We start from the raw sequence: 13,133 nt of genomic DNA, 5'->3' as shown, positions 1-13,133 counted from the left end.
CTGCTTTCTGCTTTCTGCTTTCTGCTTTCTGCTTTCTGCTTTCTGCTTTCTGCTTTCTGCTTTCTGCTTTCTGCTTTCTGCTTTCTGCTTTCTGCGGGAGTGCAAATTTAGACTTTTTCCCCAAAAACCAAACACTTCTTTAAAAATCTTTGAAAATTTCCAGCACTGTTTCCCGCAAGTCCTTTGCCAGCAAAGGTTTCCTCAACAGTTTCACCACCAATGGGTTGGCATTGGTACGGTTTATATCCCCATGATCCAGGGAGGAGGATACCATGATAATATGGCACTGTGATTTGATCTTGGCGGGGTAACTATCAAACGCCTCCAGGAATTCAAACCCGTCCATTTCCGGCATCTGTATATCCAGTAGTATAATGGTGGGTGGTATACGATGCAGGGTAATGTTGGAAGAAAGAAATTCAAGGGCCTTGTTGGCATTGTTAAAGGAAATGACGGTCCTGCTGATCTGTTGCAGCGTGATCAGTCTTTCATGCAGCAAAAGATCTATTTCATTATCATCCACTAATATGATGCGTAAATCAGGAATCGAAATCATTTCTGTTGGGAATAGTTATTTCAAACTGCGTACCTTCTCCGTATTTGGACTCTACGCTAATGGTCCCGCCGATCTTGCTCAATGCTTCCTTCACAATATATAAACCGATACCGCTTCCAGGTTTGTTGTTGTTCTTGGAGCGGAAGAACATTTTAAAGATATTGCTCAGGTGCTCACTCAGTATACCAATACCGTTGTCCTCAATCCAGATGGTAGCTTTATGCGGCTCTACCTTTACCGATAGATTTACTTTCGGATTTGATTCATCCGGTTTCTGATACTTAACAGCATTTGATATCAGGTTGTTTAAAATAACACTGATACGAAAGGTATCTCCCTTAAAATCTACGGGCTGATCGATATTCAGCTGAAATTCTATCGCAGTGTTCTGCGGTTTAAATGCAGCAATACATTCGTGCAACAGGCTGTCAAAGTAAATTTTTTCATGCTCCACATCCAGCCGGGAGTTGCGGTAATATTCAATGATCTTCTGGATAAAGCCGTCCAGCTTCAGAATGCAGGACTCTATCATATCTACATACCCGTTAGGGTCGGTAACCGAATTATCCAGCCGGGTCAGGTTAATGATCCCCAGTACCGACATAAGCGGGGAGCGCAGATCGTGGGAGGTGGAATAAATGAACCGGTTCAGCTCATCATTGGTTTTCTCAAGCTCCGTAATCTTTTCCTTCAGCTGTTTACGGGCCTGGTACATTTCGTAGGCATTGCTGATGGTATTAGCCAGCTCATGCTCATCCCAGGGTTTTTTAACGTAGGAAAAAATATGCCCCTTATTAATGGCTTCTATAATATCCTCCACATCGGTATAACCGGTTAACAGGATGCGTATAGGGTCCGGCAGCTGTTCTCTGATCTCGTAAAAGAAATCAACACCGGTGGTCACAGGCATTTTCTGGTCAGCAATGATGATATGTACATCTATACTTTTTAACAGCAGCTTGGCGTCCTGCGCTGAACTGGCTGTGTAAATTTCATAACTCCTCCTGAAGGTAGCTCTGAAAGCGTTGAGGTTATGAATTTCATCGTCGATGTACAATATCCTGATACGGTTTTCTTTCATTCAGGGTTCAGTTAATTCGGCAGATGAGTAATTTTCAAAGGTAAATATATAATAAATTCAGCGCCCTCATTCGGTGCTGTATTTACGGTCACATGGCCTTTATGCTTTTCAATAATATTAAAAACGATCGAGAGCCCTAAACCGGTACCTTCCCCCACATCTTTTGTGGTAAAGAACGGTTCAAAGATCTTTTCTTTTACCTCCGGCGTCATACCGGTGCCGCTGTCCTTAATGCTGATGCGGGCCATTCCGTTTTCCTGGCTGGTGGTAATAACCAGGCATTCTTCCTCATGGCTGTTCTTACCGTTATCCTTAATAGCATTCAGGGCATTGGTAATAATGTTCATGAACACCTGGTTCACCTTACCGGCATAGCACTCCACTTTTGGCAGCTCGCCATAATTGCGGATCACTTTTACATTCTGCGGAATGGCATTGCGCAGCAACACCAGGGTCGAATCCAAACCTTCATGCAGGTCTACAAACTTTACATCACTTTCATCCAGGCGGCTAAAGGTGCGCAGTCCTTTTACAATTTCCGCGGTGCGGAGAGCTCCGTCCTCTATGCCTTTCAACAGGGAGGTAATTTCTTCGTGTATATAACTGATGTCAATTTCTTTTTTAAAAGCGGCTATTTCCTTAAAGGCCGGTTGCAGCTCAGGCTGTTTTTCCAGCTGCTCGTACTTGGATAGCAGGGTTTTAATATCCTCAATATCCAGCTTCAGTGGTTTAATGTTGGAGGTTACAAAATTGATCGGGTTATTGATCTCATGCGCAATACCGGCGGTGAGCTGACCCAGGGAGGCCATTTTCTCTTTTTCCACCAGTTGGGCCTGCGTATCTTTCAGGCTTACCAGCGCAGTGTTGAGGTCATTATTGGTTTCTACTAGTTGTTGAGTCCGTTCTGCTACTCTCTCTTCCAGCACTACATTCTGCTCACGGACCAGCTTTTCATTTTCGCGGGATGCCTGCAGCGCCTGCGCCTGTGACTCTTCCTTTTCCTTTTTATAGGTGTTTATCTTGTCAGCCAGCGCAAATGACAGCAGCACTACTTCCACTGCAGAACCTATGAGCAATATATGGCTGGTAAAAATATTGTAGGGCACAAGACCTACATCTTTCAGCACAAAGATCATGATGGAAATAATAAACACGATCCAGGCAAATAAGAAGATGCGGGCCAGCCGCTCCTTGAATTTTATAGCGCGTATAAGCCCGAAAATGAGTATAAACACCACTACTGAAAGGGCCAGCAGGTCTATAATATTGTAAGCCAGGGACAGTTGTCCGGATAGCACAAGGAAAAAAGTAGCGGAATATGCCAGAATAAAGAACCAGAATACCTTATCAGCCCAGGGGGCTTTGCTGCGTACATGCAAAAAGTTCTTTACAAACAGCAGCACCCCTAAGCCAGATAGTACTCCGCCCCATTGCACGCTTTGTCCCGTAAACCAGGGACTATCATGCCACCAGTAGCGGTAGCCAAAACCCTGCAGGCAAATTTGTGTAAAACCTACCGTAGCAATATAAAAGATGTAGTAAAAATAGCTCCAGTCACGCGTGGTAAAGAAAATGAAGATGTTGTAAAAGAACATTACCAGTATCACCCCAATGTACAGGGCCAGGAACAGGTCGTCTTTATTCAGCTCATTCAATATTTCTTTTTCAGTACCAATATAGGCAGGCACCAAGATGGGCTCTTTGGTTTGAATGCGCAGGAAAAAGGTGCGGGTAGCGCCGGCCGGTACATTCAGGTCAAACACAAAGTTCTGGTGATTAAAAGGGCGCTTCTTAAAAGGCCGCAGGTCGCCGCTTTCCACCACGTTATAGTTACCATTCTCTGTAGGATAATAGAAATCTATTTCATCCAGTATCGGATAGGTAATATCCGTTTTCAGGTGCCCTTCCTGTGTTTGGTTGGTAACGGTAAAGCGCAGCCATATCACATTCGTAGTAACGGGAAAGGTAGGGATCTGCTTATCTACCGGCTTAAACTGGCCCTGGCTCATTACATGGGCCAGCTGCAAGGTATCCGTGGGGTCCAGTAAATATTGCATTTGCCCATATACCGCCAGGTGCAGCGGCTTATGGCTGGTTACCGTAATGGTATCTGCCCGGGCATCCAGGTGGGCGCTTAGCAGGAGGGATACTAGCAGATATAAAAGAATATAGCGCTTCATTGCGGCGGAAAGGTAAGGTTTACAATTTAAAAAGCTGGTCGGGATCTACATAATACCGGCCGGACGGAATGTTATGCTCCAGGCAAATTTCCCTGCAAACATGTGCTACCATGGCGCCTCCCAGTGCCACGGCAGATGCCAGCTGCGGCCAGGTGGTAATGGTTTTGCCAATCTCGTGGATAGAGCTTCTCAATTTTTCAGATATATTATCATAATCCAGGATATTGAGGGCAACCTGCATCCGCTGCTCACCGCTGAACTGGCGAATGGTGGTATAAGAAAGATCGTCGGGAACTTTCCCATGTAAGAGAGGGCGTTGCGGCTCCTGGTCAAAACGTTCAATATCCATCATACCCCGGTCGCTGGTTTCCATTACCACAGGAATGCCCATAGCACGGGCACGCTGGCGGCTGAGTATTTTAATATCCATGCTGTCGCATTCTTCTGCCAGCACATCCAGCCGGCCGCCTTCCTGTAAAAAATCCTCTATGTTATCTTCCGTAATACCTTTCTCAAAGCAGGTCACTTTCAGAAAAGGGTCTATTTCCGCTATTTCCCGGGCCACAATGGTAGTTTTAGGTAAGCCAATATTATGAATGCCGGCGCGTATACGGTTCAGGTTACTCAGGTCCAGCGTATCAAAATCTGCAATACGGATCTCACCACACAGCCTTTCTATAGCTAAGGTAAGGGCGGCGCTTTGCCCTACAGATAACCCGATGATGCCTATTTTTTTGGCGGCCAGCGTTTTTATCTCTGCAGCGGTTATCTTGTGCTGGTTGCGGCTGGTGCGCATTTCCACAAATTCTGCTTCGTCCAGGATGTGCACCAGGCGCTGGCTCCAGGGATAATATACCCATACGCCATATTCATCTGCCGGGCCATTTCCTATATGGGCAGCCGCTTTTTGTTGTAAAAGATCCGGGCTTAATTTTTCGGCAGGGTGGCGGGTTTTCATCAGCTCCTGCAGCTGCTGCCAGATAGTATCATATACCTGTATAGCAGGGGTATGCTGGATCAGCTCCTCGAAAGCAGCTCTTTGTTCCGGGAAGCTTAAATGAAAAAAAGAGACAGTCTTCAGGTCTTTATCCTCAGCAGATATCCAATGCCTTGCTTCAATCGGGTTCATATGTCTATAGTACTTTATAGTGTTGTGGTTATTTAACCAGCAGCAGGTTGTCGTGCTGGCGTGCCTGGCGGATGCGCAGGTCGTAATCCAGCAGCATTTCGCCCTTCGGACCTCTTTCAACAACCGTTTGTACCGGATTGTTGCGCAGGTGCATGATTTTTTCTCTTTCTTCCGGATGGGCGCTGCGTTGCTCCCGGGGATCTTCCAGGATCATGGCCGTAGCGATCAGGTCTTCTTTGGGATAGTAGAAGGTGCCCTGGTTGCCGATCTCCGTAAGGATCTTATAACCGGTTTTGCTGCTGTTCTTGAAGGTGGTTTGTGCGCAAAAGCTCATAAAAGTGGTAATAGGCAGCTGGCTTAATACGGCGTTCACTACCCGGAATAATACAATACTGCCTACGCCCCAGCCTGCTACCTCACGGGAGTTCCAAAGGCCGCAGAACTCGCCGGTACCGCCCTGTTGCTGCAATCGTTTTACCAGGTCAAAAATACGGGTATCCATGGTATTAATGGCACTTTCAATGGGCAGGGGCACACTGCCACCCGCCAGCTGTATACGGCAGCCACCATACACTTTATCCCCATCATCAGAGGTAACGGTAATCAGGTAGGCATACGGCTCATACATCCAGTCTACGCTGGCTGAAGTAACTTTCGTTACCCCATATGCTTCCAATACCTTTCTATGCCCGTTGACGTATTGCATACATTCTTCGGGATAATCAATAGCCCTGAATACTCTTACCTTAAGCATGTATAGGAATGCTTTAAATTTTTAAATGCTAAACCTTATGAATCCTTTTCAGCCTGCGAACTTTGGCAGATAAAAAATTTTACATATTGTGTAGCGCTCTCCTTAGAAAAAACTTTTTTAAGAGCTGAGATCTGCCGGCAAATGGTGTCTTAAACCAGTGATGCAATTATGGATACACATTTGTCGGCAATTGCTCGTGGCTAGGCTACTAGGGCAGGAGTAACAAATTGCTGTACTATTCTTACAGCAGGCACTGCCCGGGATAAATAGTCTCACTTATTTATGATTAAGAATAGATACGCTTGCTTGTACTTCACATGAAGATACCGGTAAAGTAATATTATTTTCAGAATAATTCATAATGATTTTTTCAGCAGAACATGGATGAGCGCAGAAAAAGACAGTATTTTCAATAGGTTATCTTACCATCTCAACTGATAAAATGGTGTAATATTTGTAGCTTTATTGCTCACTACCCTCTAGCTTTGATATTTTAATGTCATTATATCATCACTCTCAATACAATTTGATATGGATAAAAGAGAATTTATTAAACTGGCCAGCCTGGCAGGAGTAGCTGCTTTGAGCAACCCTTCCGGACTGCTGGCCGCCTCTCCCGCACGCTCTTCCCTGGCTTTGGATCCCAGCCCTAAAGCGCCTTTCACACTTCCCGCTTTGCCTTATGAGTTTGGCGCACTGGAACCCAGCATTGATAAGCTGACCATGGAAATTCACCACGACAAACACCATGGCGCGTATGTGAAAAATCTGAACGATGCAGTGAACGGTACCACCTTTGCCAGCCTTCCGCTGGATCAGATCCTGGATAAGGTTACAGAAAAAGATAAGGCTATACGTAACAACGGTGGTGGCCACTACAATCACTCTTTGTTTTGGACCCTGATGTCCGGACAAAAAAGCGCACCCTCAGATAAGCTGAAAACAGCGGTGAACAGTGCCTTTGGCTCCTGGGAAACTTTCCAGACCAAATTTAATGATGCTGCTAAAACCCAGTTTGGGTCAGGTTGGGCATGGCTGATAGTAACACCGGAGAAAAAACTTTCCGTGATATCCACCCCTAACCAGGATAATCCTTTGATGCACCAGATCGTAAAGGAAAGAGGAACACCGGTGCTGGGCCTGGACGTATGGGAGCACGCCTATTACCTAAAATACCAGAACCGCCGCCCGGAATACATTGCAGCTTTCTGGAATGTGGTGAACTGGAATGAGGTTGAAAAGCAATATGACCTTGCTATAAAATAAAAATGATGGTGGTTAGTGATCGTAATGAATACAATGACCGTATTGATTACAGGTTACTAACCACCTCTTTCAGAAAATGAGCTTCGGCACAAAATGCAAAGCGGCAACTGCTATAAAGATCAGGGAGCCGATGAACAGGCATAACAACCCCTCCTGGTACTTTCTCCGGAACAGGAACACCACGCTACAGCTTACCAGCAGTATATAGAACAGGCCATACAGGGTTTCCCACCAGCTCCAGCCTGTGGGTGATTGTAAAAAAGCACGGGCCGCCGGCAGCTGCACATAAGGCAGCAGCGTACTCTTATACACACCAGCCAGTACTATAGCCGCTAATCCAAGCCCTATAATAATACCCGTTAGCAATAACAGCACCACATGCCAGGCACGCAGGCGCTGCCGTCCCGCGCTGATCCGGTACACCTGCCAGGCAGCCAGGAAGGAGAGGGGTACCATGTAAAGTGACGATGGGCATAACAACAGCACTACCCAGAAAAAAAGCCACATCCATACCTTAAACTCTTTCAGATCCAGGGGCTCACCGGTGTTATAAATAGAACGGCGTTTTGCATAAAAGTAGCAGAGCAGCAGCAAGACTGCCGGAAAACAACCGGGCAGCAATACCATATAATAAACAAGGTTGCTTTGCGGCCAGGGATTAGCCAGCAACCCTGCCACAAAGCGTGCGTACTGTTGTACTACCAGCCATCCATATACGATGCCGGTATAGGTGAGCCATATAGCAGCCGGTATAAGGGCAAACAGCAGCCACAATACCAAGTGCGCCGGTCTAACACCGGTTTTACCCTTGCTGGCTATCCAGTAACCCAGTAATAACAGCAGGGCCAGTATAATGGCTAAGGGGCCTTTTACCAATACCGCCAGCCCCAGGCATACGCCGCTTAAGATAACCAGGCGCAAGGGCTTTACGGTATAGGCTATACGATACAGGAAATAGATACACAGGAAGAATAAATAATTGAACAGCGGGTCCGGCAGGGCAGATCTGAAGAACAGGAATGGCAGCCAGCAGCCGGCATATATCAGCGCCCACCAGGTTCCCAGCCTGTCATCCGCGTGTTTTTTGCCAATAGCATAAAAAGTAAGTAAGGTAATAATACCAATAAGAGCATTGGGAAGGCGCAGGGCAAAGGGAGTATTGCCTAAAAAATATACACTGGCGGATTGCAGCCAGCCCCATAGAGGAAATGGAACAAAACTGCCACTACCCGGTCCTGTAACGGGGGCTGTTGCAGCATTATAAAGTGCTAATGGATCCTGCAGCGGCACACTTCCCAAAAAGGGAATGAATAGTAGCCCTGCTGCTATGGCAATCAGAAGGTACTTCATCCGGGTAAGTTAAGTGGTTATTGGTAAAACAGTTAAATCGCTTATTGGTTGTCCGTTATGAGGTTAACGGTAAGATAGCAGATTTATTTAAATCCGGCCCAATAAACTATTCAACTAATAGTACCTGTTACCGTTACTTACCCGGTAATGGTTATCCCAGGGAGGCCTCTGCCAGTAAGGCTGCCTCCGCTGCTTTAGGACAAAGCACGGGTGTTTTGGTCAGGTTCTTAAATTCAAAAAGGCTGTACACCACAAAGCTGCAGCCGGAGCCAATAATGCTGCCAATATAAATATCAGCAAAGAAATGCTGCGCCAGGTAAATACGGGAATACGCGGCAATTAAAGCCAGGGATACAAATAAAAGGCCGCGGAGCTTATTATTATCGATCAGCGCCAGAAAGCTGAACAGGGCAAAGGCACCTGCAGAGTGGCCGGAGGGAAAGCTGTTATTATAATGCACGGATACCCATTTTACCACGTGCACAAAAGAAGCATTCTGGAAATATAACAAGGGCCGGGGCGCTTCTATGGCATGTTTGGCTATTTGCACGATCAGGGTTACCGCCAGGATGCTTACCAGGCCAATTAAGAACAGCTTGTACTTGCGGGCTATTAACATGCACAGCAGCACTACTGCAAACAAACAGCCATCTCCCAGGTAAGTGATCCCGGTCATCAGCACATCGGCAATGGAGTTGTGGGTTTGATTAATACCCATAAAAAGCTCCTCCGGAGAGAAGATGCTTTGCATTAATCCGCCTACCAGTACCCATAAGAGCAGCGGAAGAAAGAAGTAGGTGTTCTTTCTGAACAGTGTAACGAACGTTTTCAAAGTGTACGTTTTTATGTTGTAGGTTGTTGTTCTCGCTTACGTTCCTTAATTCTTTGTATGAGCTTCTTGACTATTTCAAAAGCTCTAAAATAAAATTCTTTGTTGAATAATTGTGAGTCATTCATGGCCTTGTAAATCAGGAAAGCTGCAATGGGTAGCAGCACAATATTCGATAGCCACATGCCTCCAAAGGTGGTCAGCACATCCTTCCGCGCCATTTTCTCACCCACCATGAAAAAGATGTTAAATATAACAAAAAATATTACTGCAAATACCAGCGGAGTTCCCAAACCGCCTTTGCGGATAATGGAGCCCAGCGGCGCCCCTATCAGGAACATTACCACGCAGGCGGCTGCCAGGGTGAACTTACGCTGCCACTCCACTTTATGCAGGATCATAATGGTATTTTTATCACCATATTCCTTGGCCGGTGCTTCCAGGTTACTCTGCGTTTCACGCAGGGCCTGTTCCGCACGGTCCAATACATAACGGTAATTCTTCTGCGGTATTATATCCTTAAACTGTTTTACGCCCAGGGAAGGGGCGGAAGGCAGCCAGGCGCTGTCTTTCCATTTATAAAAAGGATAACGCGAGGTTACATATGCGCTCACGGTTTTGCTTACATTGGCGGCCTCCCGGTTCAGGGAATCAATGGCTTTATCCAGCTGCCGTATGTTCAGCATTTGCTGGTTAGAGGCAAACAGACCCATATCCAGGCGGCTAAAAGTAAAGGAGCTAAGGTCAAATGCTTTTTTATATTCTTTAAAACCCATGCGGATCAACTCACCGGGTGTGTTGGAGCCGCGCAGGTTACGTTCCTCATACCGCCAGCCATCGTTCAGCACAAAGTACAGGAAACGTTTGTTGTTGGAGAGCTCCATAGTGCCTTTGTTAGCCAGTATCAGCTTATCGGCCGCAGCACCGCCGCCACCGTTTGACTGATCAAAGATCATCACCTGGTGAATGGTCCTGTTATCTTTTTCCTTGCGCGCTACTTTGATCGTATAGCCGGGAATGTCACCGTAAAACACACCTGCCTTAATATTAAAGGCCGGCTTAGAATTGGTAATATCGTATAGCAGTGATTTTGCGCGCAGGTTAGCAACCGGTATCACATAGTTGGCAAACAAAAAAGCAAGTACGCCAATAACAATACAAACAAACAGTAACGGACGTATGAAACGCAGCAGGGAGATACCGGATGATTTTAAGGCCACCAGCTCAAAGCTCTCACCCAGGTTGCCAAAGGTCATAATGGAAGAAAGCAATACTGCCAGCGGCAGGGCCAGGGTAATTAAGCTGGCGCTGGTATAGGAAATAAGCTCCAGTATTACCGGAAGGTCCAGCCCTTTGCCCACTAGGTCGTCAATGTACTTCCAGAGGAACTGCATCAGCAATACGAACCAGGTAACAAAAAAGGTGGCTATAAAGGGCCCCAGGAATGTTTTAATAATGAGCTTATCAAGTTTTTTCACTTCGTAATAATAGTTATTATTTACGATTTTTACCATGTTATCAGGCCGCAAAAAATTGCCGGAGCATCGGGCGCCTGATCCTGTATGAGCCGCAAATTTACTTCGATTTTCCGTAGCAGCGGCCACGCGGGTATGATGATAGCGTTAATTATATGAGAAATTTTTTGCTTACACCAGCAGAGCGGCAGGTAGCTTTTGACGCCGCCTGGATCTACCATAAGAACAGCGTGATAACCAAGGTCATGGAGCTGTTTGGCGCAGTACACCGGGAGCTGGAAAAACAGGCGCCCGTAGCTGCCTTTCCGGTGCCCTGCCTGCAGCAGGGCGGTAAAATATCCAAGGGAGAGCGGTATAAAGAGCTGCCCTATGTAATACTGGATTACCCGCGGTACTTTAGCCAGGAAGCGGTATGGGCCTTCCGTACCATGTTCTGGTGGGGACATTATTTCAGCTGCACCTTACACCTGGCCGGTACAGTAAAAATACATTATGCGTCCGCGTTAAAAGCCGGTTACGGAACGCTGGTAGCGCAGGGCTTCCAGGTATATATGCAGGATGATCCCTGGATGCATGATTTTGAAAATGGAAATTACCGGGCAGTAGCCGCTTTTACGCCACAGGAGTGGGATACATGGGTAGAACAAAAAGATTTTATAAAGCTGGCAAAACCGTTTGCCCTGGAAATTTGGGAAAAAATAATCCCTGAAGCAGTAGCCTGTTATACAACCTTACTGGCAATAATAAATGGGTAATGAAGGTAGTGAGTGACTGGTAAATAAGGGGTATTACAAAGTCAATTACTAGCTACCGTAACGGGTATTAATTCCCGATACGGTGAAAAAGGTCTTTTACCTGGTAGTCCCAAAGCTGGCTCTGGTCGGCTATTTCTTTCTTCTCTGCAAAGTCTTTCACTACCAGTATAGTTTCATTGGTAACTTCTGATATCTGAATGCGGAACTCAAAAAATTCTCCATTAGGGGCATGTAACCAACGCAAACGAATAAATTCTTCTTCCTCCTGCTCCAGCACTTCGGCTTCTTCAGTAGCGCCATTCCAGGAAAAGGAAAAAACATTATCCCTGAAATCTACTTTATCAGCAAACCACTCCTGCAAACCAGCGGGGGTGGAAAGGAATTCGTATAAGATACTGGGTGAGCACCGTACCGGGTATTCCAACTCATATTGCACTTTCTTAGACATCGCTCAATGTAATTAGTAAATCAATATCATCCGGCTGCAATTATAGAAAAATATTTATTCTGTCAAAATAATTTGCTGTTTTTTTTTAATCAATTCCGGCATTTATTTGATGGTTTATAAATTTTACTATTATTAAAATTAAATTTAATATATTTATATTGATTAAGAGTCAATTAGACACTTTTTCCAAATGAACCATGCAGCAACAGCTGCAGTCAGACAGAAATAAATAATCAATCGATTTTGCTTGAAAACGGTTTAACAAGTAAACATTTTTTTTGGGTGGTGTCTAAAAAAACTTATTTTTGTCTGGTATTCGTCAAAAATTAACTTTTTATTAATAACCTGTAACTGTTCCGACTCTATGTCAATGCGCCAACTCAAGATCACGAAGTCGATTACGAACAGGGAGTCACAATCCCTGGAGAAGTACTTGCAGGAAATTGGAAAAGTAGATCTGATTACGCCGGAGGAAGAAGTGAACCTGGCCATCCGAATCAAACAGGGTGATCAGCGGGCACTGGAAAAACTGACCAAAGCCAATTTGCGCTTTGTGGTTTCCGTGGCTAAGCAGTATCAGAACCAGGGCCTGTCGCTCAGTGATCTCATTAATGAAGGTAATCTGGGCCTCATAAAAGCGGCTCAGCGTTTTGATGAAACCAGAGGTTTCAAATTCATTTCCTATGCTGTATGGTGGATCCGTCAATCCATTCTGCAGGCATTGGCAGAACAGTCCCGTATTGTACGCCTGCCTTTGAACAAAGTAGGTTTAAGCAATAAGATCAGTAAAGCATATTCCCAGCTGGAGCAGGAATTTGAGAGAGAACCCTCTCCCGACGAACTGGCTACCATCCTGGAAATTAATACAGAAGAGGTAGAGGCCACCTTAGGTGTAGCTGCCCGCCACGTATCTATGGACGCTCCGTTCATTGATGGTGAGGACAACTCCCTGCTGGATGTGCTGGAAAACCCGAATGCAGTAAGCGCCGATGAGGAGCTGGATCATCATGATTCACTGCGCCGGGAAATAGAACGTTCCCTGTCTACCTTAACCGACCGTCAGAAAGATGTGATCATGCTGTACTTCGGCATTGCCGTTGAACATCCCATGTCACTGGAAGATATTGGTGAAAAATTTGGTCTTACCCGCGAACGCGTACGTCAGATCAAGGATAAAGCCATCACAAAACTGCGCACAACTTCGCGAAGCAAGCTGCTTCGTAATTACTTAGGTAGCTGAGATTGCTAAATGGTTTTAGTGATCCTGTGAAGCGTTGCTGGTATTTTTGTAATCTATGTTAGTTTTGTAA

Annotated in this window: 12 protein-coding genes; 3 read left to right on the top strand and 9 right to left on the bottom strand. The window is 45.6% G+C overall.

Annotated features, from left to right (window positions below; all coding sequences use genetic code 11):
* Window positions 1-139 precede the first annotated feature (139 nt).
* From BMZ54_RS29185 to BMZ54_RS29165, 5 genes are read right to left on the bottom strand one after another with little or no spacing between them, the layout of a single operon-like run.
* Complete coding sequence (locus tag BMZ54_RS29185; protein ID WP_089920223.1) at window positions 140-556, bottom strand: response regulator; 417 nt, start codon at window positions 554-556, stop codon at window positions 140-142.
* Window positions 540-1,637: an ATP-binding response regulator gene (locus BMZ54_RS29180; protein WP_089920221.1), complete on the bottom strand. Its 1,098-nt coding sequence runs from the start codon at window positions 1,635-1,637 to the stop codon at window positions 540-542. The genes BMZ54_RS29185 and BMZ54_RS29180 overlap by 17 nt, the downstream gene beginning before the upstream one ends.
* Window positions 1,638-1,648: 11 nt before the next feature.
* Entirely contained in the window at window positions 1,649-3,817 is a 2,169-nt protein-coding gene (locus BMZ54_RS29175; RefSeq protein ID WP_089920218.1) for a sensor histidine kinase, read from the bottom strand.
* A gap of 19 nt (window positions 3,818-3,836) precedes the next feature.
* Window positions 3,837-4,946: a ThiF family adenylyltransferase gene (locus BMZ54_RS29170; protein ID WP_089920216.1), complete on the bottom strand. Its 1,110-nt coding sequence runs from the start codon at window positions 4,944-4,946 to the stop codon at window positions 3,837-3,839.
* A gap of 28 nt (window positions 4,947-4,974) precedes the next feature.
* Entirely contained in the window at window positions 4,975-5,700 is a 726-nt protein-coding gene (locus BMZ54_RS29165) for a hypothetical protein (protein ID WP_089920214.1), read from the bottom strand.
* A gap of 531 nt (window positions 5,701-6,231) precedes the next feature.
* Between BMZ54_RS29165 and BMZ54_RS29160 the strand changes: the two genes are divergently transcribed.
* Window positions 6,232-6,966 carry a superoxide dismutase gene (locus BMZ54_RS29160; RefSeq protein WP_089920212.1) on the top strand — a complete coding sequence of 245 codons (735 nt, stop codon included), beginning with the start codon at window positions 6,232-6,234 and terminating at the stop codon, window positions 6,964-6,966.
* A 69-nt stretch (window positions 6,967-7,035) separates the two neighbouring features.
* On the opposite strand, the gene BMZ54_RS29155 is transcribed toward BMZ54_RS29160, so the two are convergent.
* The 3 genes from BMZ54_RS29155 to BMZ54_RS29145 form a co-directional block, all read right to left on the bottom strand.
* The gene (locus tag BMZ54_RS29155; RefSeq protein ID WP_089920210.1) at window positions 7,036-8,316 is read right to left on the bottom strand and encodes an ArnT family glycosyltransferase; all 1,281 of its coding nucleotides are present in this window, start codon (window positions 8,314-8,316) and stop codon (window positions 7,036-7,038) included.
* A gap of 151 nt (window positions 8,317-8,467) precedes the next feature.
* Entirely contained in the window at window positions 8,468-9,148 is a 681-nt protein-coding gene (locus BMZ54_RS29150; RefSeq protein ID WP_089920208.1) for a phosphatase PAP2 family protein, read from the bottom strand.
* 11 nt (window positions 9,149-9,159) lie between these two features.
* A complete protein-coding gene (locus BMZ54_RS29145; protein WP_238386719.1) occupies window positions 9,160-10,659 on the bottom strand; it encodes an LptF/LptG family permease in 1,500 nt (499 codons plus the stop codon).
* A 116-nt stretch (window positions 10,660-10,775) separates the two neighbouring features.
* Between BMZ54_RS29145 and BMZ54_RS29140 the strand changes: the two genes are divergently transcribed.
* Window positions 10,776-11,375, top strand: a complete 600-nt coding sequence (locus BMZ54_RS29140) for a hypothetical protein (protein WP_089920206.1) — start codon at window positions 10,776-10,778, stop codon at window positions 11,373-11,375.
* A 67-nt stretch (window positions 11,376-11,442) separates the two neighbouring features.
* On the opposite strand, the gene BMZ54_RS29135 is transcribed toward BMZ54_RS29140, so the two are convergent.
* Entirely contained in the window at window positions 11,443-11,823 is a 381-nt protein-coding gene (locus BMZ54_RS29135; RefSeq protein WP_089920204.1) for an START-like domain-containing protein, read from the bottom strand.
* A gap of 364 nt (window positions 11,824-12,187) precedes the next feature.
* Here BMZ54_RS29135 and BMZ54_RS29130 point away from each other — a divergent pair, with 364 nt between their 5' ends.
* The gene (locus tag BMZ54_RS29130; RefSeq protein WP_213086907.1) at window positions 12,188-13,063 is read left to right on the top strand and encodes a sigma-70 family RNA polymerase sigma factor; all 876 of its coding nucleotides are present in this window, start codon (window positions 12,188-12,190) and stop codon (window positions 13,061-13,063) included.
* Window positions 13,064-13,133: the final 70 nt, after the last annotated feature.

It is taken from the genome of Chitinophaga rupis (assembly GCF_900109685.1).
Classification (GTDB): domain Bacteria; phylum Bacteroidota; class Bacteroidia; order Chitinophagales; family Chitinophagaceae; genus Chitinophaga; species Chitinophaga rupis.
This window is presented reverse-complemented; position numbering and strand designations above follow the sequence as displayed.